Annotated in this window: 26 protein-coding genes and 1 other RNA gene; 15 read left to right on the top strand and 12 right to left on the bottom strand. The window is 62.4% G+C overall.

The window, feature by feature from the left end; all coding sequences use genetic code 11:
* Positions 1-28: 28 nt before the first annotated feature.
* Complete coding sequence (ilvD, locus tag ACE04A_RS30115; RefSeq protein WP_259253083.1) at positions 29-1,714, bottom strand: dihydroxy-acid dehydratase; 1,686 nt, start codon at positions 1,712-1,714, stop codon at positions 29-31.
* 131 nt (positions 1,715-1,845) lie between these two features.
* Between ilvD and lgt the strand changes: the two genes are divergently transcribed.
* Positions 1,846-2,634 (top strand): prolipoprotein diacylglyceryl transferase, encoded by a 789-nt coding sequence (lgt, locus tag ACE04A_RS30110; protein ID WP_259253082.1) that lies wholly within the window; start codon positions 1,846-1,848, stop codon positions 2,632-2,634.
* Here the strand turns inward: lgt and ACE04A_RS30105 are convergent.
* The 4 genes from ACE04A_RS30105 to ACE04A_RS30090 all read right to left on the bottom strand — a co-directional run bounded on the left by ACE04A_RS30105 (position 2,609) and on the right by ACE04A_RS30090 (position 4,434).
* The gene (locus ACE04A_RS30105; RefSeq protein ID WP_448718213.1) at positions 2,609-3,370 is read right to left on the bottom strand and encodes an SIMPL domain-containing protein; all 762 of its coding nucleotides are present in this window, start codon (positions 3,368-3,370) and stop codon (positions 2,609-2,611) included. The genes lgt and ACE04A_RS30105 overlap by 26 nt on opposite strands.
* A gap of 91 nt (positions 3,371-3,461) precedes the next feature.
* Positions 3,462-3,644, bottom strand: a non-coding RNA gene (gene ssrS / locus ACE04A_RS30100) — 6S RNA.
* 32 nt (positions 3,645-3,676) lie between these two features.
* Positions 3,677-3,988 (bottom strand): cell division protein ZapA, encoded by a 312-nt coding sequence (locus ACE04A_RS30095; protein WP_006217444.1) that lies wholly within the window; start codon positions 3,986-3,988, stop codon positions 3,677-3,679.
* Positions 3,988-4,434 (bottom strand): hypothetical protein, encoded by a 447-nt coding sequence (locus ACE04A_RS30090; RefSeq protein ID WP_279995018.1) that lies wholly within the window; start codon positions 4,432-4,434, stop codon positions 3,988-3,990. Before ACE04A_RS30090 ends, ACE04A_RS30095 begins: the two co-directional genes overlap by 1 nt.
* Positions 4,435-4,912: 478 nt before the next feature.
* Between ACE04A_RS30090 and ACE04A_RS30085 the strand changes: the two genes are divergently transcribed.
* The 3 genes from ACE04A_RS30085 (at position 4,913) to ACE04A_RS30075 (ending at position 7,961) form a co-directional block, all read left to right on the top strand.
* The gene (locus tag ACE04A_RS30085) at positions 4,913-5,377 is read left to right on the top strand and encodes a tripartite tricarboxylate transporter TctB family protein (protein ID WP_100853131.1); all 465 of its coding nucleotides are present in this window, start codon (positions 4,913-4,915) and stop codon (positions 5,375-5,377) included.
* A gap of 13 nt (positions 5,378-5,390) precedes the next feature.
* The gene (locus tag ACE04A_RS30080; protein ID WP_391440916.1) at positions 5,391-6,896 is read left to right on the top strand and encodes a tripartite tricarboxylate transporter permease; all 1,506 of its coding nucleotides are present in this window, start codon (positions 5,391-5,393) and stop codon (positions 6,894-6,896) included.
* A gap of 159 nt (positions 6,897-7,055) precedes the next feature.
* Positions 7,056-7,961, top strand: a complete 906-nt coding sequence (locus ACE04A_RS30075; protein WP_485820813.1) for an NAD(P)-dependent oxidoreductase — start codon at positions 7,056-7,058, stop codon at positions 7,959-7,961.
* Between the two features lie 71 nt (positions 7,962-8,032).
* Here ACE04A_RS30075 and ACE04A_RS30070 read toward each other — a convergent pair whose 3' ends face one another.
* Complete coding sequence (locus ACE04A_RS30070) at positions 8,033-8,662, bottom strand: FMN-dependent NADH-azoreductase (protein WP_448718212.1); 630 nt, start codon at positions 8,660-8,662, stop codon at positions 8,033-8,035.
* Positions 8,663-8,862: 200 nt separating this feature from the next.
* Between ACE04A_RS30070 and ACE04A_RS30065 the strand changes: the two genes are divergently transcribed.
* Complete coding sequence (locus ACE04A_RS30065) at positions 8,863-9,801, top strand: LysR family transcriptional regulator (protein WP_259253065.1); 939 nt, start codon at positions 8,863-8,865, stop codon at positions 9,799-9,801.
* Here the strand turns inward: ACE04A_RS30065 and ACE04A_RS30060 are convergent.
* From ACE04A_RS30060 to ACE04A_RS30035, 6 genes are all read right to left on the bottom strand, one after another.
* The gene (locus ACE04A_RS30060; RefSeq protein WP_438859162.1) at positions 9,795-10,724 is read right to left on the bottom strand and encodes a 2-hydroxyacid dehydrogenase; all 930 of its coding nucleotides are present in this window, start codon (positions 10,722-10,724) and stop codon (positions 9,795-9,797) included. The two genes, ACE04A_RS30065 and ACE04A_RS30060, sit on opposite strands and share 7 nt — an antisense overlap.
* A 113-nt stretch (positions 10,725-10,837) precedes the next feature.
* Complete coding sequence (locus ACE04A_RS30055) at positions 10,838-12,367, bottom strand: tripartite tricarboxylate transporter permease (RefSeq protein ID WP_448718211.1); 1,530 nt, start codon at positions 12,365-12,367, stop codon at positions 10,838-10,840.
* 6 nt (positions 12,368-12,373) lie between these two features.
* Entirely contained in the window at positions 12,374-12,802 is a 429-nt protein-coding gene (locus ACE04A_RS30050; RefSeq protein WP_259253097.1) for a tripartite tricarboxylate transporter TctB family protein, read from the bottom strand.
* A gap of 265 nt (positions 12,803-13,067) precedes the next feature.
* A complete protein-coding gene (locus ACE04A_RS30045; RefSeq protein ID WP_259253056.1) occupies positions 13,068-14,600 on the bottom strand; it encodes a sensor histidine kinase in 1,533 nt (510 codons plus the stop codon).
* Positions 14,597-15,286: a response regulator gene (locus tag ACE04A_RS30040; protein ID WP_100853137.1), complete on the bottom strand. Its 690-nt coding sequence runs from the start codon at positions 15,284-15,286 to the stop codon at positions 14,597-14,599. Before ACE04A_RS30040 ends, ACE04A_RS30045 begins: the two co-directional genes overlap by 4 nt.
* A complete protein-coding gene (locus ACE04A_RS30035) occupies positions 15,267-15,839 on the bottom strand; it encodes an RNA pyrophosphohydrolase (protein WP_006217428.1) in 573 nt (190 codons plus the stop codon). The genes ACE04A_RS30040 and ACE04A_RS30035 overlap by 20 nt, the downstream gene beginning before the upstream one ends.
* A gap of 65 nt (positions 15,840-15,904) precedes the next feature.
* On the opposite strand from ACE04A_RS30035, the gene ACE04A_RS30030 reads away from it, so the two are divergent.
* The 10 genes from ACE04A_RS30030 to ACE04A_RS29985 all read left to right on the top strand — a co-directional run bounded on the left by ACE04A_RS30030 (position 15,905) and on the right by ACE04A_RS29985 (position 24,944).
* Positions 15,905-17,635: a proline--tRNA ligase gene (locus ACE04A_RS30030; protein WP_448718210.1), complete on the top strand. Its 1,731-nt coding sequence runs from the start codon at positions 15,905-15,907 to the stop codon at positions 17,633-17,635.
* 59 nt (positions 17,636-17,694) lie between these two features.
* Entirely contained in the window at positions 17,695-18,117 is a 423-nt protein-coding gene (ybgC, locus tag ACE04A_RS30025; protein ID WP_100853139.1) for a tol-pal system-associated acyl-CoA thioesterase, read from the top strand.
* Positions 18,118-18,119: 2 nt separating this feature from the next.
* Positions 18,120-18,800, top strand: coding sequence for a protein TolQ (gene tolQ / locus ACE04A_RS30020; protein ID WP_485820812.1), 681 nt, complete (start codon positions 18,120-18,122; stop codon positions 18,798-18,800).
* The gene (locus tag ACE04A_RS30015; protein ID WP_100853140.1) at positions 18,800-19,261 is read left to right on the top strand and encodes an ExbD/TolR family protein; all 462 of its coding nucleotides are present in this window, start codon (positions 18,800-18,802) and stop codon (positions 19,259-19,261) included. Before tolQ ends, ACE04A_RS30015 begins: the two co-directional genes overlap by 1 nt.
* Before the next feature lie 39 nt (positions 19,262-19,300).
* Positions 19,301-20,467 (top strand): cell envelope integrity protein TolA, encoded by a 1,167-nt coding sequence (gene tolA, locus ACE04A_RS30010; protein ID WP_485820811.1) that lies wholly within the window; start codon positions 19,301-19,303, stop codon positions 20,465-20,467.
* 85 nt (positions 20,468-20,552) lie between these two features.
* Entirely contained in the window at positions 20,553-21,803 is a 1,251-nt protein-coding gene (gene tolB / locus ACE04A_RS30005) for a Tol-Pal system beta propeller repeat protein TolB (RefSeq protein ID WP_485820817.1), read from the top strand.
* Positions 21,804-21,834: 31 nt separating this feature from the next.
* The gene (gene pal / locus ACE04A_RS30000) at positions 21,835-22,335 is read left to right on the top strand and encodes a peptidoglycan-associated lipoprotein Pal (protein ID WP_050449181.1); all 501 of its coding nucleotides are present in this window, start codon (positions 21,835-21,837) and stop codon (positions 22,333-22,335) included.
* Between the two features lie 85 nt (positions 22,336-22,420).
* A complete protein-coding gene (gene ybgF / locus ACE04A_RS29995) occupies positions 22,421-23,107 on the top strand; it encodes a tol-pal system protein YbgF (RefSeq protein WP_100853142.1) in 687 nt (228 codons plus the stop codon).
* Positions 23,107-24,150 (top strand): FecCD family ABC transporter permease, encoded by a 1,044-nt coding sequence (locus tag ACE04A_RS29990; protein WP_259253040.1) that lies wholly within the window; start codon positions 23,107-23,109, stop codon positions 24,148-24,150. Before ybgF ends, ACE04A_RS29990 begins: the two co-directional genes overlap by 1 nt.
* A complete protein-coding gene (locus ACE04A_RS29985) occupies positions 24,147-24,944 on the top strand; it encodes an ABC transporter ATP-binding protein (protein ID WP_279995022.1) in 798 nt (265 codons plus the stop codon). The genes ACE04A_RS29990 and ACE04A_RS29985 overlap by 4 nt, the downstream gene beginning before the upstream one ends.
* Positions 24,945-24,949: the final 5 nt, after the last annotated feature.

The raw sequence follows: 24,949 nt of genomic DNA, 5'->3' as shown, positions 1-24,949 counted from the left end.
CAACACGCCGGCGACGGCCGCCCACAGACTAATCTTCAAATGCATCGGTAACTGCCCCACGGCTCGCGGTGCTGGCGAGCTTGCCGAACTTGGCAAGCACACCGCGTGTATAACGCGGCTTGGGCTGGACCCAGGCCTGGCGACGAGCCGCCAGGTCTTCGTCGCTGATGTTGAGCTGCAGCAGCAGCTTGTGGGCATCGATGGTAACCGAATCACCTTCCTGGATCAGGGCGATCGGCCCGCCCACGAATGCTTCTGGCGCCACATGGCCAACGACCATGCCCCAGGTGCCGCCGGAAAAGCGGCCATCGGTGATCAGGCCTACCGTTTCGCCCAAGCCCTGTCCCACCAACGCGGAAGTGGGCGCCAGCATTTCGCGCATGCCCGGCCCACCCTTGGGGCCTTCATAGCGGATGACCACGACATCGCCGTCCTTGATACGCTGCGCCATGATGGCGGTCATCGCGTCGTCCTCGGAATCGAACACGCGCGCCGGACCGGTCATGACGGGGTTCTTCAGCCCGGTGATCTTGGCCACGCAGCCTTCCGGCGACAAGTTGCCTTTGAGAATGGCCAGATGCCCCTGCGGGTAGAGCGCACGATCCAGCGGCATGATGACGTCCTGATCAGCGCGCGGCGCATCAGGCACATCGGCGAGCGTTTGCGCGATGGTCTTGCCTGTGATCGTGATGCAGTCGCCATGCAGCAGGCCGGCATTGAGCAACAGCTTCATGACTTGCGGGATCCCGCCCGCACGATGCAGATCCGTTGCGACGTATTTGCCGGATGGCTTCAAGTTGCACAGCACCGGCACGCGCTTACGGATACGCTCGAAGTCATCGATGGTCCACGGCACGTCGGCGGCATGGGCAATGGCCAGGAAGTGCAGCACCGCGTTGGTGGACCCGCCCGTGGCCATGATGACCGACACGGCGTTCTCGATGGATTCGCGCGTGATGATGTCGCGCGGACGCAGGTTGCGCCGGACGGCGTCGACCAGCACGCGCGCCGACTCGGCGGCCGAGACGACTTTTTCTTCATCTTCATTGGCCATCGTGCTGGAATACGGCAGGCTCATGCCCATGGCTTCGAAGGCGGAGCTCATGGTGTTGGCGGTGTACATGCCGCCACAGGAACCCGAGCCGGGGATGGCGCATTTTTCGATCTGCTTGAAGTCGGCCTCGGGCATGCGGCCCATCGTGTATTCGCCAACGGCTTCGAAGACCGAGACGATGGTGAGATCGTTGCCCTTGTAGTGGCCAGGCTTGATGGTGCCGCCATAGACGTAGATGCCCGGCACATTCGTGCGCGCCAGGGCGATCATGCCGCCCGGCATGTTCTTGTCGCAGCCACCAATGACCACCACGCCGTCCATCCACTGCCCTTGGGCGGCGGTCTCAATACAGTCGGCGATGACCTCGCGCGAAACCAACGAGTATTTCATCCCCTCGGTGCCCATGGACATGCCGTCGGAAATGGTGGGCGTGCCGAACACCTGGGGGTTGGCGCTGGAGGACCGGATGGCGTCGATGGCCGCGTCGGCCAAGCGCTGCAGGCCGCTATTGCAGGGCGTGATCGTGGAGTGGCCGTTGGCCACGCCTATCATGGGGTTGTTGAAATCGGCTTCCTTGTAGCCCAGCGCGTAGTACATGGCGCGATTGGGTGCGCGTGCTACGCCTTCGGTGATGTGGCGGGAACGTTCGTTGTTCGGCATGGTCAGTCTCTCCTGTCGGCGTCGGGGCGCGGACAAGGCGAACGCACCCGGGAAGCTGGCTCGCTTGCATGCATGCGAATCTTCAGAGCTCGCCGGTTATTATCATTCAACTTCATTGTGTCGGGCAGAACATGCTGCAATATCCAAAATTCGATCCCGTAGCCTTGCAGATCGGGCCGCTTGCCATCCACTGGTACGGCCTGATGTATTTGGCGGGCTTCGCCCTGGTGTACGTGCTTGGCCGCCGGCGCATCACCAGCGGCCACACCACATCGCTGAACGTGCGCGACCTGGAAGACCTGATTTTCTATAGCGTGCTGGGCGTCGTACTGGGCGGTCGACTGGGATATGTACTGTTCTACAAGCCTGCCTACTACCTGGCGCATCCGCTGGAAGTGGCGTACTTGTGGCAAGGCGGCATGTCGTTCCACGGCGGCCTGATCGGCGTGATCCTCGTCATGCTTCTCTTTGCACGAAAGAAGAAGCTGCCCTTTTTCGCGGTCAGCGATTTCATCGCGCCGCTGATCCCGCTGGGCCTGGGATTTGGCCGCTTAGGCAACTTCATCAATGGCGAGCTTTGGGGCCGACCGACCGATGTGCCTTGGGCCATGGTGTTTCCCGATAGCGGCGACGGGCTGGCGCGCCACCCGTCCCAACTTTACGAGCTGGGCCTGGAAGGCATTGTGCTATTTGTGCTGCTGTGGTGGTTTTCGAGCAAGCCGCGTCCACTTGGACAAGTGAGCGGGCTGTTTTTGATGGGCTACGGAACGTTCCGCTTCCTGGTGGAATTCACCCGCGAGCCAGACAACTTCCTGGGCCTGCTCGCGGGCGGATTAAGCATGGGACAGTGGCTGTCCCTGCCGATGGTCGCCTTGGGCGCCATCATGTTCAGCCTTACTGCAAAACGATCGTCCCGTTGACGGCGACGCTGACCGTGACGTCTCCCGCTTCCAGCGGGACGTCCGGGCTGTAGCCGCCAGAGGCGTCTTTGGCCATGGCCGCGCCAAGCATGCGCGGCATCGGCACGGGGCCGCCCGAGCCCCCGAGTTCCAGCTTGGACAAGCGGTAACCCGAAAAACCGAATGCGTTGGCAGCAGCCAATGCACGATCCTTGAACGCTTGGGCCGCTTCTTTCATCAGCTTGCGCTCTTCGGCCTCGCGCGCGGGACGCGACAGCGAGAATCCGATATTGGAAATGGCAGTCTTGTCCGATAGCTTGGCAGCCAAGGCGGCAGCGGCTTCGAAGTCCTTGGACTCCAGCACGATCTCACCCTGGCCGCGCCACGACGCAATCTTGCCCTTGCTGTTCGTGTTGGGCCACACGTTGAAGCCGCCCGTGCGCACTTCCACACCCTTGGTGTCGCGCGCGCGCTTGACGACGTCATCCAGCACGGCCGTCAGCTTCTTGCCGGCGGCGGGCTGATCAGGCGCCTCGACCTCGGCGGACAAGGAAATACGAACGGTGTCCTGCTTGACCTCCGACGAGGCGGCCGCTTGCAGTGTCAATTCCGGCGAACGATTCGTGGACGATTCCGCCGTTGCGGGCGCGCTGGGCGCCTGCGTCTGTGCGAATGCGGGTTGAACAGCAGCAATAGCGGCCACGGCTGCGCACGCTGCGCCGAGTTTCGTCAGCGAGAGAACAGGGTGTTTAAACATGGACGGGTCCTAGGAGGGAGGACAGAGAGAAAGAGAGGGGGATGGTTGTGGCACCCGACGCGGCCCTGCGCTGTTGGCAGGCCCGCTGGGTAAATGCCCCGCCTGTGCCGTCAAGGCCGGCATCTCGAACCCTAGGGTAAGAGGTGGTCGCGTTCCGCAGAGCGTCGGGTTCGTCTACGAGAGACGATCACTCCAGCTCTACACTCCCGCAACCATATGCCGAAAGCATAGGTTCAGAGAATGTATGGCCTAGTCACGGACACGGCAGGGACAAACTGAAAATTCTTGAATACAGCTTTATGAACGTTAGAGCAGTTTTTCCTGACCCGACAAGGCGTCATCGAGTACTGCGTTCATGTCCTCAATTCTACGCTTGAAGTCGCCAACCGCCAAACCCCCTAGCGGACCATCAGGTGCTTTCATGGCAAGAAGCTCGCCAGCGACCTGCAACGCAGCCATGACGGCGATGCGTTCATTGCTGGAGATCTTGCCGGTTCCCTGGATGCGGAGCATCAGTTGATCAACGTGGCGCACGGCGGCCATCAGCGTGGGCTTCTCTTCAGCGGAGCAGGCCAGCGAATAGTCGCGTCCCAATATGGTTACGTCTACGCGTTCCATCAGTGTTGCTCTCCAGACGGTGCGCCCGGCAGGCGGGCCAGCACGGCGTCAATGCGCTCGCGGGCCGAGGCGGCGGCCACGCGCAAGCGCTGTAGTTCGGCGTCGCGGGTTTGCAGGCTACCCTGCAGTTCGGTTTCGCGAGCAGTGAAACGCGACTCCAGCGATTGCCGTTCGGCGGATTCTCGGGCAAGCTGCTCGCGCAAGGCGGCTTCGGCCTGCTGGGCTTGCTCAAGCATTGCGGAAACCGCGCCGTCGTGATCCTGAAGCTTGCTTTGCAACGTGGCGATGTCAGCCTCGCGCTCGGCCGCGCGTTGCTTCTGCACGCGCTGTTCAGCTTCGAATTCGTTCAGACGGAGGCGCAACGCATCACGCTCTGCGTGGAGTTGGCGGGTGCGATGCACCAGTTGCCCGATTCGGGCGGCGAGTTGGTCTAGGTCTTGCAGCATGGGCGCTATCGTAAACCATCCTGAGGTGAACCGGGCCACTTCACGCAAGGTGAGAAACCCGGCAATATTCGGTAGGAAATGCGGTGTTGATTTGGGCGGCGCGAGACTAACCGATTCCGGCAGAAGAAGAAAAGCGCCTCCTCCAAAATCCCCGCATCCGGCCGATTCGGCTTTCGCATTTCTTTCTATAAACTTTCACTTAGCTTTCAAAAAGCCCTCATTCTTCCTGTGGCGTTACATCTGAGGCTCGGGAGTACCCGAATTCTAGGGAAAACCCCAGCCTTTCACCGACCTTACAGGGTTTGCAGCATGGCAGGCGTCCATTACCATTCGCCCTTTCAAGAAACCACGCCGTCGCTTTCAGAATAACTAATGGCACCCCGAAGTGCCTTTTTTGTGCCTGTCACTCGCCTTTCGGCGGGTCCCATCCGGCTACAAACTTTTTTATCTACATGCTGTAAATAGGAGCCAACCAATCATGCAGCTACGCAATCGACAGGACTTCTGGTCGGGGGTGATGTTCATCGCCCTTGGACTGGGATTCGCCTGGCAGGCCAGCAGCTACCAAATGGGTACTGCCGCCCGAATGGGCCCAGGGTACTTTCCTTTCTGGCTAGGCATTGTTCTGGCTTTGCTGGGCGCCATCGTGCTGCTTGGCTCACTTTCCAAGAAAGCCCACGAGACGCATATCGATAAGTTCGATTGGCGCATTGTCTTTCTCGTCGTGGGTTCCGTGGTCTTGTACGGATTCATCCTCAAGCCGCTGGGCATCTATCTTTCGGTATTCATCCTGGTTGTCGTAAGCAGCCTGGCCAGCCATGAGTTCAGCCTGAAGGTCGCCGTTGCCAACGCGATTTTCCTGGTGCTCTTCTCGTATCTGGCATTCGTCAAGGGGCTGGGGCTGATCTTCCCGCTGTGGCCGTCCTTTCTGGGCATGAACTAAGGAGCAACCGGTCATGGAATTGTTTGACAACCTAATGTTGGGCTTCTCGGTGGCGTTTACGCCCGAGAACCTGGCTTACGCACTGCTGGGCTGCATCCTGGGTACGCTGATTGGCGTGCTGCCGGGCATCGGCCCGGTCCCGACCATCGCGATGCTGCTGCCGATCACGTATGTGTTGCCCCCGATTGCAGGCCTGATCATGCTGGCCGGCATCTATTACGGCGCGCAATACGGCGGTTCGACCACGGCGATTCTTGTGGCGCTGCCAGGGGAAACGTCCGCGGTGGTGACCGTGCTGGACGGTCACCAGATGGCCCGCAATGGCCGTGCGGGCGCCGCGCTGGCCATCGCCGCGCTGGGCTCGTTCTTCGCCGGTTGCGTGGCAACGCTGTTGTTGGCCGCGTTTGCTCCTCCGTTGGCTGAAGTGGCGTTCAAGTTCGGCCCCGCCGAGTACTTCTCGCTGATGTGCCTGGGCTTGGTCGGCGCCGTGGTGTTGGCTTCGGGCTCGCTGCCCAAGGCGATCGCGATGATCATCCTGGGCCTGCTGTTGGGCATGGTCGGCACGGACGTCAACTCGGGCGTTGCCCGCTACGACTTCGGCATCCCCGAACTGCAAGACGGTATCGACTTCGCCATCGTGGCCATGGGCGTGTTCGGCTTCGCCGAAATCATGACCAACCTGGAGCAGAAGGAAAACCGCGTCGACATCACCGACAAGATCGGCTCGCTGTACCCGAACCTGCAGGAATTCAAGGAAGCCGCTCCCGCCGTGCTGCGCGGTACGGCCCTGGGTTCGGCCTTGGGTATCTTGCCGGGCGGTGGCGCCGTGCTGTCGTCGTTCGCGTCCTACACGCTGGAAAAGAAGATCTCGAAGAATCCGGAACGCTTCGGCAAGGGCCACCCGGCCGGCCTGGCTGGTCCGGAATCGGCGAACAACGCTGCCGCGCAGACGTCGTTCATTCCGCTGCTGACGCTCGGTATCCCGGGTAACGCCGTGATGGCGCTGATGGTTGGCGCAATGACGATCCACAACATCCAGCCCGGCCCGCAAGTCATGACGAGCCACCCGGAGCTGTTCTGGGGCCTGATCGCTTCGATGTGGATCGGTAACCTGATGTTGGTGGTGCTGAACCTGCCGCTGATCGGCCTGTGGGTCAAGCTGCTGAAGGTGCCCTATCGCATCCTGTTCCCGGCGATTCTGGTGTTCTGCACGATCGGTGTGTATTCGTTGAACTACAACTCGTTCGACATCTTCACCACGGCGATGTTCGGCATCATCGGCTACGTGTGGTCGAAGCTGAAGTGCGAAGGCGCACCGCTGCTGCTGGGCTTGGTTCTAGGCCCCATGATGGAAGAGAACTTCCGCCGTGCCCTGCTGCTGTCGCGTGGCGATTTCAGCACCTTCGTGACCCGTCCCCTGTCGGCTTCGTTGCTGGCCGTGGCGGCCTTCCTTGTGATCCTGGTGGCGCTGCCCGCCATCCGCAAGAAGCGCGAAGAGACCTTCGTCGAAGAAGAGTAAAAAGCGATCAGGCCGCCCACCGCGGCGCCTTGCCTCTTTCCAAAACCCCTGGGCTTGCCCCAGGGGTTTTTTTTTGATGGACTGGCCGCCGGCTTTTGGATTGCGTTAAGGTTAGTTCCCTAAGACTGACCTTACTCACATTGAGCGGAGTTTCCTGCAATGGCAACGATCGGTACCAAGAGCTACGACGCGGTCGTAGCCCAGAAAGTCGCTTTCCTCGGCCTGGGTGTCATGGGCCTGCCCATGGCCGGCCATCTGGCCCGCGCCGGGCACGACGTGACGGTCTATAACCGCACGCCCGCCAAGGCTCAGGCCTGGGTCGCGGAGTTCGGCGGCCGCCAGGCGGGCACGCCGCGCGAAGCGGTGGCAGGTGCACAGATCGTCTTTGCCTGCGTGGGCAACGACGACGACCTGCGCAGCGTTGTGCTGGGGCCTGACGGTGCATTCGCGGGCATGGCGCCTGGCGCCGTGTTCGTCGACCACACTACCGCGTCGGCCGATGTGGCCCGCGAACTTTACGCGCAAGCCAAGGGCCTGGGCCTGAATTTCGTGGATGCGCCCGTGTCCGGCGGCCAGGCCGGTGCCGTCAATGGCGCGCTGACCATCATGTGCGGCGGAGAAGAAGCGGTATTCGAAGCCATCAAGCCCGTGGCCCAGTGTTTTGGCCGCGCCGTGACGCTGGTGGGCGCGCCCGGTTCGGGCCAGTTGGCCAAGATGGTCAACCAGATTTGCATCGCCGGCCTCGTGCAAGGCCTGTCCGAAGCCGTGGCTTTCGGCCAGGCGGCCAAGCTGGACATGAAGTTGGTGCTGGACGTGATCAGCAAAGGCGCGGCGCAAAGCTGGCAGATGGAGAACCGGGGCGGCACCATGGTCGACGACAAGTTCGACTTTGGCTTTGCCGTGGATTGGATGCGTAAAGACCTGGGTCTGGTGCTGGCGGAAGCGCGCAACAACGGCGCGCGCGTGCCCGTGACCGCGCTGGTGGACCAGTTCTATGCCGATGTTCAGAAGATGGGCGGCGGCCGCTGGGACACGTCCAGCCTGGTGAAACGGCTACGCGACTAGGCACTTAGCATGCAGCAATGAAAAGGCGAGCCACAAGGCTCGCCTTTTTTCTGACACGCGAACGAGGCCGATCAGGCGGCCAGGCCGTCCTGCGCCGCGTCCAGCACCAGGGCATCGATACGCTGCTTGGCCAGCGTCACGCCTTCCAGCGCAGCCACTTCGCCCATCGCCATGCCTTCGGCGGCGATGAACGTGACGTCGTCCATGCCAAGGAAACCAAGCATCTGACGCAGGTACGGCGTCATCGTGTCGGACGGCGTGCCTTCGGCTTTGCCGCCACGAGCCGTCAGCACGAACACCTGCTTACCCTTGACGAGGCCTTCCGGCACGCCTTCGGGCGTATAACGGAACGTGACGCCGGCACGGGCTACGTGGTCAAGATAGCTCTTGAACTGAGCGGGCAGATTGAAGTTGTAGACGGGCACAGCGAACACGATGCGGTCGGCTTGCATCAGTTCGGCAACCAGCGAATCGCTGAGCTCGACGATGCGTTGCTGCTCCACGCTACGGGCCTCTGCAGGGGAGAACAGCGCGCCGGCGGTATTGCCGTCGAAGTACGGAATGGGCTGCGCGCCGAGGTCGCGGATTTTCACGGTATCGGCCGGGTGGGCGGCTTTGACGCGCGCCATGAAATGATCGGCCAATTCCGTGCTGTGGGAACGGTTGCCAAGAATCGAGGACAGGATGACAAGGGTCTTCATTGCGAATTTCTCCAGTGGTGGCCTGCCATGAGCAGGCGAGGGATCCGTCAGCGCCACGTCCGATTCATAAGGGGTACCGGACTGGGGCTGGGCGCCGGGTGGCGTTGGCAGATCCCGATTGCATGGCGTCACTGTAGACCGGTTCATTATTCACATAAACCCAGATATGATGAACTATTCGTTCCAGGAATAGAACAATCATGCAAGATCTAAACGACCTCTACTACTTTTCCCAAGTCGTCGAACAGGGCGGCTTCAGTGCGGCGGCCCGAGCGCTGGACATACCCAAATCCCGCCTTTCAAGGCGGATTTCACATCTTGAAGAAAGCTTGGGCGTGCGCCTGCTGCAACGCACGACTCGGCGCCTGCGGCTCACATCCGCCGGCGAACGCTACCTGCATTACTGCCGTGAAATGGCGGCATCTGCGCGTGCCGCGGACGACGCCATGCGGCAACTGCAATCCGAACCAGCAGGCCCGGTGATCGTCAGTTGCCCCGTTTCCATAGCGCAGGATGTGCTGGCGCCCCTGCTGCCTGAATTCCTGGACGCATGGCCGGCGATATCCGTGCAGTTGCTGGTGACCAACCGGCGCGTGGACCTGATCCGTGAAGGCGTGGACCTGGCCTTGCGCGTGCGGACCAAGCTGGATACCGACGCCGAGCTGGTGGTGCGCCACTTGGGCACCGCGCGCGGCACGCTGGTGGCCAGCCCCGGCTACCTGCAGCGCCATGGCGCACCGGACACGCCGCAGGATCTGGCCTCTCACACCACGCTTAGCTTTTCAGACCCGCAAAACGAAGTGCGCTGGCCACTGCGAAATGACAAGGGCGAAGAGCTGCAGGTTGAGCTCAAGCCGCAACTGTCGTGCAACGACTTCATCGTTCTGACCGAAGCCGCGGTGCGTGGCCGAGGCATTGCGCTGCTGCCATCCATCGCCACGCAAGAGGAACTGCGCCGGGGCCAGTTGGTGCAGGTGCTGCCGCAATGGCAATCGCCGGAAGGCATCGTGCATTGCATCTATCCGTCTCGGCGCGGCATGATGCCGGCGGTCAGGACGTTGCTGGATTTCCTGTCGCAACGCCTGCCGTCGATGTATCAGCGGCTGGAGAAAGCCGCAGCCCCTCCGGCTCCTCAGTAGCCCCGAGTGCGTTCGACCACGCCTGTGATGGGTTCACCGCGCATCAGTTGCGCCACCTTGCCGGCGATTTGCTCGATGCTTTCATCACGCAGCGTGCGCGCGGCAATGTGCGGCGTGACATGCACACGGGGATCGCGCCAGAAGGGGTGATCGTTGGGCAGCGGCTCGGTGTGGAACACATCCAGCGTAGCGCCGGCGATCTCACCTTCTTCGAGCATTTGAACCAGGTCGTCTTCGACCAGGTGTTCGCCCCGGCCGACGTTGACCAGGTGCGCGTCAGGCAGCAGTTGCGATAGCGTGTCGCGGTTCAGGATGCCGTGCGTGTCAGGCGTCAGCGGCAATACGTTCACCAAGAAGCGCGTTCTGGCCAAGAAGGCCGGCAAGGCGGCTTCGCCCGCAAAGGATTCCACGCCAGGCAAATCACGCGGCGACCGCGACCAACCCGCCACGGGATAGCCGAAATCAGCCAGCGTCTGCGCGACGCGCGCACCCACCTGCCCCAGGCCCAGCACGCCAACAGGCCAATCCGCCTGGCGCGTACCTTCGCGGGTATCCCAATGCTGGCGCGCCTGCGCCTGGTCAAACGCTTCGAAATCACGCGACACGCGCAGCAGGGCATACAGCGCATATTCGGCCATCTGCACTGACATGCCGGCGTCTTCCAGGCGCACGATACGAACGTGCTCGGGAATCTCGGGCATCTTCAGCAAGGCATCCACTCCCGCCCCCAGATTGAACAAGGTCGAGATGTTGGTTTCGTGCTTGAACAGCTCCACGGGCGGACGCCACACCAGCGCCACTTCTGCCCCCGAGGGCGGGCCATCGGGGTTCCACACCGAAATGCGACAGCCGGGCATTGCGGCTTCCAGACGGGGCACCCAGACATCGGGATCGTGAAGGGGGCAAGCAAAAAGGATATGCATGATGGCGGCTCTGCAAGGCGGTTTTCGAAACCGCAAGCATGCAGGATGGCGCCTCACAAATCAAACGGCCCGGCATGAAGCCGGGCCGTCTTGTGCCTGCGTAGCAGCTTCGTTTAAACCGTCTGCGGGACTTCGGGCTTGTTCTTGCCCTTACTCTTGCCCCGGCGCGCGAAGGCCCAAAGCTGCAGGAAGATCAGCAATGCGCTGGCACCGATGAACCACGCGCTGATGGGGCGCTCGACGAACACCGCCAGGTCGCCGCGCGACAGCAGCAACGCACGGCGGAAGTTCTCTTCCACCATCGGCCCCAACACAAAGCCGAGCAAGATGGGGGCCACTGAAAACTCCAGTGTCATCAGGATCGCGCCGATCACGCCGAACGCCAACACTTCCCAAATCTGGAAGAGGCTGTTCTGGGTACTGAACACGCCCACCGCAATGAAGAAAAGCGCGGACGGGAACAGATAGCGATACGGCACTTGCAGCAGCTTGACCCACACGCCGATCAGCGGCACGTTCAGCACCATCAGCAAAACGTTCCCTACCCAGAAGCTGGCGATCAGGCCCCAGAAGATGTCCGGATGCTCGGTGATCAACTGCGGACCCGGCTGGATGCCTTGAATCAAGAGCGCGCCCAGAATCAGCGCCATGACCGCGTCGCCCGGAATGCCCAGACTCATCGTGGGGATGAAGTCCACCTGCGTCTTCGAGTGCGACGACGCTTCGGGCGAGGCCACGCCAGCGATCATGCCGGTGCCGAACTTTTCAGGCGTCTTGGAAATCTTGCGTTCCAGCGCGTAGGCAACGAACGTAGTGATGGTCGGCCCCGTGCCGGGCATGGCGCCGAACAGCGTTCCCACCGCGGTGCCGCGCACCATGGGCCAGAACGCCGTCTTCAGCTCCTGCTTTGTCGGCCGCATGTCCCGAATGCGCAGCTTGGCGCCGCTGCCGATGATGGTCATGCGGTTTACGCTCATCAGGAAGTCGGCCACGCCGAACAGGCCCATCGAAATAGCCACCAGCTCCAGGCCGTCGGACAAGTCCAACAAGCCGAACGAGAAGCGGATGGTGCCCGTGTTCACGTCCGTGCCAACCACGCCGCACATCAGGCCGAAGAGCGTCATTGCAACGCCCTTGAGAGGTGAACCGCGCGACATCGTCGCGCCGGCCAACAGGCCCAGCAGCATGATCGAGAAAATCTCGGTCGGGCCGAACTTGAACGCCACTTCCACCAGCAACGGCGAGGCGAAGATCATGACGATGATGCCGACCGACGCCGCGAAGAACGAGCAGATCATCGTGATGCCCAGCGCCGTTCCCCCCTTGCCCTGCTTGGTCAATGGATAACCGTCAAGGCAGGTCACCGCGTGCGGTGGGTGCGAAGGCAGGTTGAGCAGGATCGCGCCGATGGCGCCGCCATATTGCGAACCATAGAAGATACCGGCCAGCATCAGGATGGCGGGCACGGGATGCATGACATAAGTAAGCGGCAACAGAATCGAGATTGCCGACAAGGCGCCCATGCCAGGCAGCACGCCGATCAGGTTACCCACCAGCACGCCGAAGAACGACCACACCAGGTTGTGCCACTGAAACGCGACACCGAAGCCGTACCAAAGGTCCATCAAAGATTGAGAGATCATGGCGCTTCAACCCCAACGAAACAGCGGCAACTGCAATTGCAGCGCCCACCAGAACACGACGACCGCGATCGCGGACATCGCGACCGACAGCAAGATGGCTTGTTTGATGGTGTTTTTGCGGTCACCCAACGCCGAGATGAAGACGATGGCAAACGTGGCCGGCAGCAGGCCGCCGTACTCGCCCAGCAGCAGAAACGCCAGGATGCCAAGAATGATGCAGACGCTGCCGCGCAGGTCGGGCAAGCCGTGTGCATGGCCATCGCCCGGCGCGGGAGGCGTGGACTCACCCGACCGCGCGGACATCGCGATCAGCACACCCGTCAATGCAAGCAGACCGCCAAGCGCGGCCGGAAAAAAGCCGGGCCCCATGTGGCTCAACGTGCCGATGTGATAGTCGGTGCCGCCGTATATCGCCCCCAACCCGATCAGGACCATCAGCGCACCGCCGTAATAGTCCTTCCTGTTGATATTTTTTTGCACTTGCTTCCTCCTTCCGGGTGCAGGACCGTGCTGGCCCTTGATGCGCCGCTCGACACGAGCCTCGCCCGGTCCTTCACAACGAACCGGAGCGCAGATTACGGAGGGAAGCTGCTAATCCGCTTTCTATGCGCTGTCGCATTCCTGAATCCGGGGGTTATCCCTGACAGGAAGAGCTCTAAGAAAGGGGGAAGAGAAGAAAAAAATTTGAAAGCCAGACGGCTTATTGCTCGCCGTTCAGGTCGACATCCGCCGGACGCGGATACTGCGAGACCGTGGGCGCCAAGGGTAGCCATAGCACTGACGCCAAGCCCACGCCGCCTTGCGCATTGGGTTCGCCGTCACGCAACTCGATATCGCCGTCGTTACGGCGCGCGTAGGCCCGAGCGATGGCCAGGCCCAGCCCGGAACCCGACGACACCACGGGCTTATCGGTGCCGACGCGCTCGAAACGCGCAAATGCCCTGCTGCGCAACACGGGATCCAGGCCCGGACCGTTATCCGACACAGACACCTCGGCGCGATTTTCCAGTCGGCTGACCGACACCGTGATGCGCGCGCCGACCGGCGCGTAGTTGATGGCGTTGTGAACCAGGTTGGACAAGGCTTCGTGCAGTTCGGCTTCGTTGCCCGAGACCGGCGCGGACGTTTCCAGCCCCTCTTCGGAACCCGCTTGCACCCAGCCCAGGTCTTGCTGCTTTTCATGAGCCAAGGGCAGGTATTGCAGCACGACCTCACGCGACACCGCGTTCATGTCGAGCAACTGTCGCGGCAGCGGCTCCGCCTGGTTGGCGTGCGCCAGGGACAGCAGTTGTTCGGTCAGGCGACGGGTACGGCCCAACTGGTCGACGATGGCTCGCAGGCCTTCGCGCGTACGGGCGGGGTCGCGCTCGCGCAGCGCGTACTGCGCCTGCGTCAGCATGATGGCCAGCGGCGTGCGCAGTTGATGCGAGGCGTCGGCCAGAAAATGGGACTGCTCATCCAGCACCCGTCGATAGCGGGCAATGTGATGATTGACGGCATCGACCAGCGGCGCCACCTCGCTGGGTACGCGCGACGCGTCCAGCGGCGTCAGGTCATCGGGACGGCGGTTGCGGATATCGGCGCGCAGGCGGCGCAACGGCTTGAGCGCCCAGGAAACGCCCCACCACACCAGCAGCACCACCAATGCCAGCATGCGGGTGTCGCGCAGGATCTCTTGCCGCCGAGCGCTGTTTTCGGCTTCGATCCGTTTGCCCGTGCTTTCGGCGACCACAACCAGCACCTGGCGATGCAGGCCTTGGTAGTAAAGATCGCGCACCACGGCCACGACCCGCACCGGGTCATTGCGGTAGACGCCGTCGTAAAAGACAGGCTGTCCATTCGAACGCGGCCAAGTGGGCGGGCGCGGCATCTCCGGCATGCCAAGAAGGGTCTTGCCCTGCTCTTTAGGTACCGTCGATTCGTCCGGGATGGGCGGGTCAATCTGTTCGATGCGGAAGTACTTGCGCAGGCCGGCGCGGGATTCCAGCATGACCTGCGCGTACAGCGGCGTTGCCACCTGCAGATTGCCGTCGGGCGTGAACTCCAGGCTGCTTTCAAGCACACGGGCGGGTTCCACCAGCGCGCTGTCATAGGCTTCGTTGGTGATCTCGGACAGAGTGCGGTAGTCGTTCAGGCTGTCGATGACCAGCAGCACCACCACGCCGGGCAGCAGCAGGATGATAAGCAGCGCGCGGATGCCGACGCGCGGCAATCCGGGGATCCGCAGGCTCACTCAGCTTCCGTGGATTCGCTGGCCACGCTTTCCAGCATGTAACCCAGGCCGCGCACCGTCACGATGCGCACATCGCTGCCGGCGAGCTTCTTGCGCAGGCGGTGCAGCACGACTTCGATGGCGTCGGGATTGGCTTCGCTATCGTGCGTGAAGACCTTGCCAAATAGTTGGGATTTGTCGACGGGGTAACCGCTGCGGGTCAGCAACGCCGCCAGCGCGGCGTGTTCGCGCGGGGTTAGAAACAGCAGGGAACCGTCCAGCGTGAACGCCCGACTTTCACTGTCGTAGGAAAGCGAGCCACATTGCAGGCGCGGATGCTGGCGGCCGCGGCTGCGGCGCACCAAGGCGGTCAGCCGCGCTTCCAATTCTTCCAGCGCAAAGGGCTTGGTGAGGAAATCATCCGCGCCCAGGTTCAGGCCGCGCACCCGGTCTTGCAGCGCGCCCTGGGCGGTCAGCAAGAGCACGGGGGTGCGGTCGTCCCGGTTGCGCATTTCGCGCAGCACCACCAGCCCGTGCTTGTCGGGCAGGCGCAGGTCCATGACGATGGCGTCATATTCCGTGCCTGCCATGAAGGCCTCGGCCGTGCGGGCGTCGGCCGCGTGATCCGGCACAAATCCGCTTTGGGCGAGCGCGCGCATCAACCAGGACGCCATGTCCCGTTCGTCTTCAACCAACAATATGCGCATGACCGTCCGTTCCTTCGGGCAAATTCTCTGCTGCCCGCTGCCCATGCACGCGCTGGCGCAGGTAGCGGGTTTCGTGATGACGCCGAAAGAGGATCGCCGACAACTCGTTCAACGCCTGGGTGTAGACGTCTCGCTTGAACTCGATCACCGCGTCCAGGGGCACCCAATACTGGCTCCAGCGCCAGGCATCGAATTCCGGATGCTGCGTCGCGCGCAGGCAAACATCGCTGTCGCGTCCCACCAGGCGCAACAGGAACCAAATCTGCTTTTGTCCTTTATAGTGGCCACGCCACTCACGCCGGACGAAGTGATCGGGCACGTTATAACGTAACCAATCTCGTGTACGCCCCAAAATACGGACATGCTCGGGCTTCAAGCCCACCTCTTCATGGAGTTCGCGATACATGGCCTGCACCGGGCTTTCGCCATATTTGATGCCGCCCTGGGGGAACTGCCATGCATGTTCCCTGATACGCTTGCCCCAAAAGACCTCGTTTCGACTGTTGACGAGAATGATGCCGACATTGGGGCGGTAGCCTTCGCGGTCAAGCATGGGCCACCCCCACCGAATTCAATACAATTACAGTCGATTATACGTATCTGCTGCCACCTTTAAACATGCGCGCATCCAACTACCACATCAACACCCTCAAAGAAGCCCCTTCCGAAGCCGAAGTCGCCAGCCATCAGCTGATGACCCGGGCCGGAATGATCCGCAAGCTCGCGGGCGGCATCTACACCTACATGCCCCTTGGGCTGAAGATCATCCGCAAGGTCGAGGCCATCGTCCGGGAAGAAATGAATGCGTCGGGCGCCATCGAGCTGTTGATGCCGGTGGTGCAACCCGCTGAGCTCTGGCAGGAATCGGGCCGCTGGGAGCAGTACGGCGCCGAACTGCTGCGCATCAAGGACCGCCATCAGCGCGACTTCGTGTTGCAGCCGACGTCCGAAGAGGTCATCACGGACATCGCGCGCAATGAAATTCACAGCTATCGCCAACTGCCGCTGAATTTCTATCACATCCAGACCAAGTTCCGCGACGAACGCCGTCCGCGCTTCGGGCTGATGCGTGGCCGCGAGTTCACCATGAAGGATGCCTATTCCTTCGACCGTGACGAAGCCGGCGCCTTGAAGAGCTACGACACCATGTACGCCGCGTACATGCGAATTTTTGGCCGTCTGGGCCTGGAATTCCGCGCGGTGGCGGCTGACACGGGTTCCATTGGCGGCACGCGCAGCCATGAATTCCAGGTCATCGCCGACACCGGTGAAGACCTGCTCGTCTACAACGCCGAAACCGACTACGCCGCCAACATCGAGCTGGCCGAAGCCGTGGCGCTGTACCCCACCCGCGGGGACGCCACCCAAGCCATGGCCGACGTCGCCACGCCTGGCGCGGCCAAGTGCGAAGACGTGGCCAAGCTGCTGGGCCTGCCGCTGGAAAAAACGATCAAGTCCATCGTGCTTGCCACCGACGGCGACAAGGGCAAAGTGGATATCTGGCTGCTGCTCTTGCGCGGCGACCACGAGCTGAACGAAATCAAGGCAGGCAAGCTGCCCGGCCTGGCGGGCTTCCGCTTCGCCACGGAAAGCGAGATCGTTGAGTACTTCGGCTGCAAGCCCGGCTACCTGGGCCCCGTCAAGACGGTCAAGCCCGTACACGTGATTGCTGACCGCACCGTCGCCCACATGGCCGATTTCGTTTGCGGCGCAAACAAGGAAGACTTCCACATCCAGGGCGTGAACTGGGGCCGCGACTTGCCCGAACCCGAGCTGGTGGCCGATCTGCGCAACGTTGTCGCGGGCGACCCGTCGCCGGACGGCAAGGGCACGCTGTCCATCCAGCGCGGCATCGAAGTGGGGCACGTCTTTTATCTGGGCAAGAAGTACTCCGAAGCCTTGAAGGCGACCTTCCTGGACGAAACCGGCAAGCCGGCCGTCCTGGAGATGGGCTGCTACGGCATTGGCGTGACCCGGATCGTGGGCGCGGCCATTGAGCAGAACCACGACGCGCGTGGCATCATCTGGCCGCGCGCGATCGCGCCTTTCGAAGTGGTGATCTGCCCGGTGGGCTGGGGCAAAAGTGAAACGGTGCGTGACACCGCCGTGAAGCTCTATGAATCGCTGTTGGCGCGGGGCGTGGATGTCATTCTGGACGACCGCGATGCGCGCCCCGGCGTGATGTTCGCCGAGTGGGAATTGATCGGCGCGCCCTTGCGTGTAACAGTTGGAGAACGCGGCTTGAACGATGGTGTGGTGGAATTGCAAGCGCGTCGGGAAACCGAAGCCGCCAAGATTCCGGTAGAGTCCGCGCTTGAAATGGTGCTGACGAAACTCGACACCCTTTAAACCCTATAGTAGATACGGACTTCACCGCGTCCCGACCCGCTTCATTGCTTATCCGTACCGTGACCGATCCGAAGTCCAGCGAATCCCTCCTGCAGGTCCGTGTCTATTACGAAGACACGGATGCGGGCGGGGTCGTTTTCTACGCCAACTACTTGAAATTCCTGGAACGCGCACGCACTGAGTGGTTGCGCGACCTGGGAGTCAACCAGTCCGGGCTGGCCGCCAGCGAACAACGCTTGTTCGTTGTCCGCTCCTTGGACATGTCCTACCGGAAACCGGCCAAACTGGACGATTTGCTTACCATACGCAGCCGAATCACCAAACTCGGCCGCGCTTCGATACACTTCGCGCAGCGCGCGGAACGCAACGGGGAACTGCTCGCCGAGGGCAACATCCAAGTCTGCTGTGTCGATGCCATTCATATGCGGCCGGCGGAGTTGCCGGCCGACGTTCGCGCAAAACTGGAATTCATTCAGGAATAACCATGCAAGTCACCAACGACATGTCGTTGCTTTCGCTGATTTCGCACGCCAGCGTGCCGGTCCAGCTGATCATGCTGATGCTGTTGGGCATCTCGATCATGTCCTGGACCTACATTTTCGCCAAGCGCTTGGCCATCAAGCGCGCACACACCCAGACCCGCCGTTTTGAAGATGACTTCTGGTCCGGCGGCGACCTGTCCATGCTGCAACAAGCGGTGGCTTCGCGCCGCGACGAGCAAGGCGCCCTGGCGCGCATCTTCGATGCCGGCATGACTGAATTCCTGAAGGCGCGCCGCGGCAATTCCGCCGGCGCCGCCACCGCCCTGCTGGACGGCCCGCGCCGCGCCATGCGCGCTGCCTACCAGCGCGAAATGGACGCGCTGGAATCGCACCTGAACTTCCTGGCATCCGCCGGTTCCGTGTCGCCGTACATCGGCCTGTTGGGTACGGTTTGGGGGATCATGCACGCCTTTATCGGCCTGTCGAACATGCAGCAAGCCACGCTGGCTTCGGTGGCGCCCGGCATTGCGGAAGCGTTGATCGCAACCGCCATTGGCCTGTTTGCCGCCATCCCCGCAGTGGTCGCCTATAACCGCTTCACGAATGATATCGACCGCATCTCGATCCGTTTCGACAGCTTCGTCGACGAATTCCTGAACATTCTGCAACGGCAGGTACGCTAATGCCCTCGGTAAGCTCACGCGGCAGGTCCGGCCGCCGCATGAAGGCCGACATCAACGTGGTGCCGTACATCGACGTGATGCTGGTGCTGCTGGTCATCTTCATGGTGACCGCTCCCCTGATCACGCCCGGACTGATTCAGTTGCCTTCGGTTGGCGCGGCCTCGGACGTGCCCGTGAAGCCGCTGGAAGTCCAGATTTCGGAAGATGGCAAGATCGCCCTGCGTCTGCGCGAACCCGGCGCCACCATGCAGGACATCGCGCGCCCCGAACTCGTGGCGCAAGTGCGTTCGCGTATTACCGCTGAAACGCCGGTGGTGATCGCCGCGGATGGCAAGGTGCCTTACGAGACGGTCGTGAAGGTGATGGACGAATTGCGCACCAACGGCATCACCCGCCTGGGCTTGCTGGTGGACCAATCCGCCGCCGGCACTTCCCAGCCCGCATCCGCGACTAAACGCTAACGCGCCGCCTTCCGCCGGCTCGGCCGGCATGCAACGCCCATGACGCCACCCATTATTAGACACCGCAGCGGCCCACCGGCCACCCCGCCCAACAACGACAACCGGAATGCGCTCATTCTGGCCGTGGCGGTGCATTTGCTGCTGCTGGTCGCCTTGATCCTGGGCGTGAACTGGCGCACGGAGGCCCCCGGCCCCGTCGAGGTCCAGCTCTGGGCCGCCGGCAATTCGCCCGTCGCCCCGCCGCCCACGCCGCAACCCGAACAACCCAAGCCGCAACCCAAACCCGAGCCGCAGCCCGAGCCTGAAAAGGCACCGGAGCCGCCACCGCCGCCGCCCCCTCCTCCGCCTCCCCCGCCCGAACCCGAGGCTCAGCCGAAGACTGAGGAAGTCGACCCCGAAATCGCGATTCAGGAAGCGAAGAAGAAGCGCGAGCAGGAAGAAAAGGCGCGTGAGGCCGCCGAGGCCAAGGAAAAAGCGCGCCTGGAAGAAGAGCGCAAGCAAGCCGAGCTGAAAGAAAAGAAGCGCCTGGAACAGGAACGCCAGGCTGCCGAGAAGGCTGCTGCTGAAAAGGCGGCTGCTGCAAAAGCCGCCGCCGACAAGGCAGCGGCTGAAAAGGCTGCGGCTGAAAAGGCCGCTGCCGACAAGGCCGCCGCGGAAAAGAAGGCCAAGGACGACGCAGCCAAGAAGGCTGCCGCCGAAAAGGCAGCGACTGAAAAAGCCGCGGCCGAGAAAGCAGCGGCTGACAAGGCTGCGGCAGCCAAAGCCGCCGCGGAAAAGGCCGCTGCTGAAAAGGCGGCTGCCGAGAAGGCCGCCGCCGCCAAGAAAGCGGCCGCGGACAAGGCGTTGAAGGACGCGTTCCGCAATGACGCCCTGGGCGCCGCTGGCATCCCGGGCGGCACGGCAGACCGCAACCAAGCGGGCGGCGGCCGAGATAACGGCTACGCCGCGAAGGTCCGCGCATGCATTCTTCCCGGTGTCGCTTACCAGCCTCCGCCGCGCAACGGCTCCGCGAATCCGACTGCACAATACCGGGTACAGTTAGGAACTGACGGGAAAGTGAACGGCGTGAACTTGACCCAATCTTCGGGGAATCCGGCTTTCGACCGCGCGGTCGAGACGGGCATCCGCCGTTGCAACCCCTTCCCGAAGCCCTCGACGGGCGGCTACGACAAGTTCATTGACGTAGTGCACAAAATGTATGATTGACAGGAGATTGATGAATATGACTCCCGCTTATAGCCGAAGAGGTTCCCTCCTCGCTCTCTGGCGATCGTATGGGCTCGGTTTGCTGATGATCGCGTTATGCCTGATGGCAGCCAAACCCGTCCATGCGCAACTGCGCGTTGATATTTCCGGCACGGGCGCCACGCAATATCCCGTGGCGATCGCCGACTTTGCCGTCGACGATACGCATGGCCGCGCCCTGGCTGAAGTGATCCGCGCTGACCTGACCCGCACGGGCCAGTTCCGCCTGATCAACGCCGCCGGCTCCGGCTTGAATGTCGACTCCCCCGTCGCCCACGACGATTGGCGCGGCAAAGGCGCCGACTTCCTGGCCTATGGCAGCATTACCCGTGGCGCCGATGGCCGTTACGACGTGCGCTACCGCTTGGCCGACACGGTCAAGAAGGGGCAACTGGACGGCGTGGCGTTCTCGGGTACCGAGCAGGAACTGCGCCGCGTGGCCCACCAGATCGCCGACCGTATCTACGAGAAGATCACCGGCGTTCGCGGCGTGTTCTCGCCCCGCATTGCCTATGTGCTGAAGAAGGGCGCCACCTACGAACTGCAAGTGGCCGACGCTGACGGGCAGAACCCGCAGGTGGCCCTGCGTTCGCGCGAGCCCATCATTTCGCCGTCCTGGTCGCCCGATGGCGCCAAGCTGGCGTATGTGAGCTTTGAGTCCGGCAAGCCCGTTGTGTATGTGCATACGCTGGCCACCAGCGCGCGCGTACCGGTTGCCAACTTCAAGGGTAACAACAGCGCACCAGGCTGGTCGCCCGACGGTTCCAAGTTGGCCGTGGCCTTGACCCGAGACGGTCTGTCGCAAATTTACGTCGTTGGCGCGACGGACGGGTCCAATCCCACGCGAATTACGCGTTCTCCCGGGATTGACACCGAACCGACCTTTACGCCGGACGGGGCTTCCATTATCTTTACGAGTGACCGCAGCGGCGGGCCGCAAATCTATCAGACCGGCTCGACAGGTGGCGAAGCTCGCCGCCTCACGTTTAATGGTGGTTACAACATATCACCCCGAATTTCCCCCGATGGATCGACGCTGCTGTACGTTGCAAGACGCGACGGCGCGTTTCGAATCGCATCGTTGAACCTGTCCACAGGCTCCGAATCCTTGATCACTGATGGTCGTGACGATCAGTCGCCAAGCTTCGCGCCAAATGGCATGCAAGTCCTATACGCCGCCATTCAAAATGGTCGTAGCGTGCTTGCGGGTGTCTCGAGCGATGGCCGCGTACGACAGACGCTTTCGGTACTGAACGGGGAAATACGTGAACCGACTTGGGGCCCATTTACCCGATAACACGTGTGACTCTCTTTGCAAAGGAACTATCATGAAGTCGCGCATTGCCAAAAGCCTGACCATTGCCGCTCTGGCTGCCACTCTGGCAGCTTGCAGCTCCGTCCCTCTCGACGATAAAGCGGGTCAGGGCGGAGGCGCTGGCCAAGGATCTTCGGCCTCTGGCCAAATCCTTGATCCCTTTAACCCCCAAAGCATCCTGGCGCAACAGCGCTCGGTGTACTTTGATTTCGACAGCTACACCGTGTCGGACCAGTACCGCGGCTTGGTCGAAACCCACGCCCGCTACCTGGCCTCGCACCAGCAGCAGAAGGTCAAGATCGAAGGCAACACCGACGAACGCGGCGGTGCTGAGTACAACCTGGCCCTGGGCCAGCGTCGTGCAGACGCCGTGCGTCGCATGATGACCCTGCTGGGCGTCAGCGACAACCAGATCGAAACCATCAGCTTCGGTAAAGAAAAGCCGAAGTCGACGGGTACGTCGGAAGCCGACTTTGCTGAAAACCGCCGCGCCGATATCGAATATCTGCGTTAAGCTTTTCGCTTAGTCCAAGAGCCCTACCACGCGTCGGGACGGTCAGCCGGCCGTCCCGACGTTTGTTTTTATACCGGGAATATTTATGCGCGATAACGTTCTGTCCCTGCGTCCTCTGATTGTGGCCACCGGCCTCGTGCTTGCGGCTCTGGCGGCACCCGCTCACGCTTTTTCCGACGATGAGGCCCGCAAGGCCATCCTGGATTTGCGCCAGCAGGTTCAGCAGCAGAACGAGCAAAGCCAACGCGCCAAGCTTCAATTGGCCGACCAGATTCAAGCCTTGCAACAGGAAGTTGCCCAACTGCGCGACCAACTGGAACTGGTGTCCCGCCAGCAGCCCAGCGCCAAGCCGGGCGCTCCCAGCGGCACGAACCCGCCGGGCGCCGCCGCTGGCGATCCGCAAGAACAGGCCGCCTATGACGGCGCGATGGACCTGTTCCGCAAGGGCCAGTACAAGGACGCCGCCGAGTCGCTGGCTGCCTTTACCGCGCTCTACCCCAACAGCCAGCTGGCCCCCAGCGCTCAGTTCTATCTGGGCAGCAGCCGCTACGGCATGAAAGACTTCAAGGGCGCCATCGAGCAATTGACCGCCATGGTCCAGAAGTCGCCCGACAACGCACGCGCGCCGGACGCCTTGTTGATCATCGCGGGCGGCCAGATCGAACTGAACAACCGCGCAGGCGCCAAGGCCACCTTGCAACGCATCGTTCGCGACTATCCGAACGCCCAGGCCGCCAGCACCGCCAAGAGCCGCCTGCAATTGCTGCAGTAATGTCACACGCCGCAAGCGCGGTCAGCGCCTACCGGCGCATCGTGCGCCGCCGCGCAGGGCTTATCGCCTTGCTGCTGGCGGCGATTTTCATGGCGCTGCTGATCGACTTCACCATCGGGCCTTCCGGCCTGCCCTGGCGGGATCTATGGCGCACCTTGACCACGCCCGCCTCGGCCGACGCGACTTACCGTGTAATCGTCTGGGACATCCGGCTGCCGTCAGCGTTGATGGCGGCACTGGTGGGCATGGCCCTTGGGCTGGCCGGCGCCGAGATGCAGACCATCCTGAACAACCCGCTCGCCAGCCCCTTCACGCTGGGCGTGTCATCAGCCGCCGCGTTCGGCGCGTCGCTGGCTATTGTTTTGCAGTTGGGCGTGCCGGGCATTCCCGACGCCTGGCTGATCGCGGGCAACGCTTTCCTGTTCGCCATGCTGGCAGCGCTATTGCTGGACGTGGTTGCGCGTTGGCGCGGCATGAACACCTCGGGCGTCGTGCTGTTCGGCATCGCGATGGTGTTCTCGTTCAATTCCCTGGTGTCGCTGGTGCAGTTTCTGGCCAGCGCCGAGGCGCTGCAAAGCCTGGTCTTCTGGACCATGGGCAGCCTGTCCCGCTCGGATTGGACAAGCGCCGGGGTGGTGGCCCTGTCCGTGGCCATTGGCCTGCCCCTGGCGATGCGCCAGTCATGGAAGCTGACCGCCCTACGGCTGGGCGAGGACCGCGCGGCCAGTTTTGGCGTTGACGTCCGCCGCGTGCGCGTGGCGGCGCTTGCCCGCGTGAGCCTGTTGTCGGCGTTGGCCGTGGCGTTTGTCGGCACGATCGGCTTCATCGGCTTGGTGGCGCCGCATATCGCCCGACGGCTATTCGGCGAAGACCATCGCTTTTATCTACCCGGCAGCGCGTTGGTGGGCGGCCTGATTTTGTCGCTGGCGTCGGTCGTATCCAAGAACCTGGTGCCCGGCGTAGTCGTGCCCGTGGGCATCGTCACGGCGCTGGTCGGTATTCCATTTTTTATCGCGGTGATCTTGCGCCGCCAACTGCCATGACGCGCGGCATGGCCTTGAACGTGCATCAACTGAGTGCGGGCTATGCCCGCGACGATGTGCTGCATGCGCTGTCGATACCGTCGCTGGCCGCGGGCGAAGTCACCGCCCTGCTTGGGCCGAACGGCAGTGGTAAATCGACCTTGCTGAAAGCCTTGGCGGGCTTGGTGCGCACCCGCAGCGGCAGTGTCTTGCTGGACGGCCAGGACCTAAGCCGATTAGGTGTGGGAGAACGCGCCCGGCATCTGGTCTACCTGCCGCAGAGCCTGCCCGCCGCCGTGCATTTGCGGGTGTTTGAATCCGTGCTGGTTGCTGCCAACGCCAGCCGGCACGCGCAGGCGCCTCCGCTGGCATTGACGGACATCGACCGCCTGCTGGAGCGGCTGGGCATTGCGCACCTTGCGCTGCATTACCTGGATGCGCTTTCCGGCGGGCAAAAGCAATTGGTGGGATTGGCGCAAGCGCTGATCCGCCAGCCCCGCGTGCTGCTGCTGGACGAGCCCTTGTCCGCGCTGGACTTGAACTACCAGTTCCACGTGATGCGCCTGCTGAAACAGGAAACGCGGGAACATGGGCTGATCAGCGTCATCGTGTTGCATGACCTGAATGTGGCGCTGCAACACGCCGACCGGGCGGTGATGATTCAACACGGTCGGCTGCACGCGCAAGGCACGCCGGCCGAGGTGATCACGCCGGATTCACTGGCCGCGGTGTATGGCGTGCAGGGCCGCGTGGAAGCGTGTTCGCGCGGACTGCGGCAAGTGCTGATCGACGGGCTGGACGAGCACCCGCGCTGATCTCG

The organism is Achromobacter colocynthidis (genome assembly GCF_057334535.1).
The sequence above is the reverse complement of the archived record's forward strand: the minus strand, read 5'-3'. Positions and strand labels throughout refer to the sequence as shown.

Coding starts and splice junctions, on each gene's coding strand:
- ilvD (WP_259253083.1), bottom strand. CDS start 1,714: ATGCCGAACAACGAACGTTCCCGCCACATCACCGAAGGCGTAGCACGC.
- lgt (WP_259253082.1), top strand. CDS start 1,846: ATGCTGCAATATCCAAAATTCGATCCCGTAGCCTTGCAGATCGGGCCG.
- ACE04A_RS30105 (WP_448718213.1), bottom strand. CDS start 3,370: ATGTTTAAACACCCTGTTCTCTCGCTGACGAAACTCGGCGCAGCGTGC.
- ACE04A_RS30095 (WP_006217444.1), bottom strand. CDS start 3,988: ATGGAACGCGTAGACGTAACCATATTGGGACGCGACTATTCGCTGGCC.
- ACE04A_RS30090 (WP_279995018.1), bottom strand. CDS start 4,434: ATGCTGCAAGACCTAGACCAACTCGCCGCCCGAATCGGGCAACTGGTG.
- ACE04A_RS30085 (WP_100853131.1), top strand. CDS start 4,913: ATGCAGCTACGCAATCGACAGGACTTCTGGTCGGGGGTGATGTTCATC.
- ACE04A_RS30080 (WP_391440916.1), top strand. CDS start 5,391: ATGGAATTGTTTGACAACCTAATGTTGGGCTTCTCGGTGGCGTTTACG.
- ACE04A_RS30075 (WP_485820813.1), top strand. CDS start 7,056: ATGGCAACGATCGGTACCAAGAGCTACGACGCGGTCGTAGCCCAGAAA.
- ACE04A_RS30070 (WP_448718212.1), bottom strand. CDS start 8,662: ATGAAGACCCTTGTCATCCTGTCCTCGATTCTTGGCAACCGTTCCCAC.
- ACE04A_RS30065 (WP_259253065.1), top strand. CDS start 8,863: ATGCAAGATCTAAACGACCTCTACTACTTTTCCCAAGTCGTCGAACAG.
- ACE04A_RS30060 (WP_438859162.1), bottom strand. CDS start 10,724: ATGCATATCCTTTTTGCTTGCCCCCTTCACGATCCCGATGTCTGGGTG.
- ACE04A_RS30055 (WP_448718211.1), bottom strand. CDS start 12,367: ATGATCTCTCAATCTTTGATGGACCTTTGGTACGGCTTCGGTGTCGCG.
- ACE04A_RS30050 (WP_259253097.1), bottom strand. CDS start 12,802: ATGGTCCTGATCGGGTTGGGGGCGATATACGGCGGCACCGACTATCAC.
- ACE04A_RS30040 (WP_100853137.1), bottom strand. CDS start 15,286: ATGCGCATATTGTTGGTTGAAGACGAACGGGACATGGCGTCCTGGTTG.
- ACE04A_RS30035 (WP_006217428.1), bottom strand. CDS start 15,839: ATGCTTGACCGCGAAGGCTACCGCCCCAATGTCGGCATCATTCTCGTC.
- ACE04A_RS30030 (WP_448718210.1), top strand. CDS start 15,905: ATGCGCGCATCCAACTACCACATCAACACCCTCAAAGAAGCCCCTTCC.
- tolQ (WP_485820812.1), top strand. CDS start 18,120: ATGCAAGTCACCAACGACATGTCGTTGCTTTCGCTGATTTCGCACGCC.
- ACE04A_RS30015 (WP_100853140.1), top strand. CDS start 18,800: ATGCCCTCGGTAAGCTCACGCGGCAGGTCCGGCCGCCGCATGAAGGCC.
- tolA (WP_485820811.1), top strand. CDS start 19,301: ATGACGCCACCCATTATTAGACACCGCAGCGGCCCACCGGCCACCCCG.
- tolB (WP_485820817.1), top strand. CDS start 20,553: ATGATCGCGTTATGCCTGATGGCAGCCAAACCCGTCCATGCGCAACTG.
- pal (WP_050449181.1), top strand. CDS start 21,835: ATGAAGTCGCGCATTGCCAAAAGCCTGACCATTGCCGCTCTGGCTGCC.
- ybgF (WP_100853142.1), top strand. CDS start 22,421: ATGCGCGATAACGTTCTGTCCCTGCGTCCTCTGATTGTGGCCACCGGC.
- ACE04A_RS29990 (WP_259253040.1), top strand. CDS start 23,107: ATGTCACACGCCGCAAGCGCGGTCAGCGCCTACCGGCGCATCGTGCGC.
- ACE04A_RS29985 (WP_279995022.1), top strand. CDS start 24,147: ATGACGCGCGGCATGGCCTTGAACGTGCATCAACTGAGTGCGGGCTAT.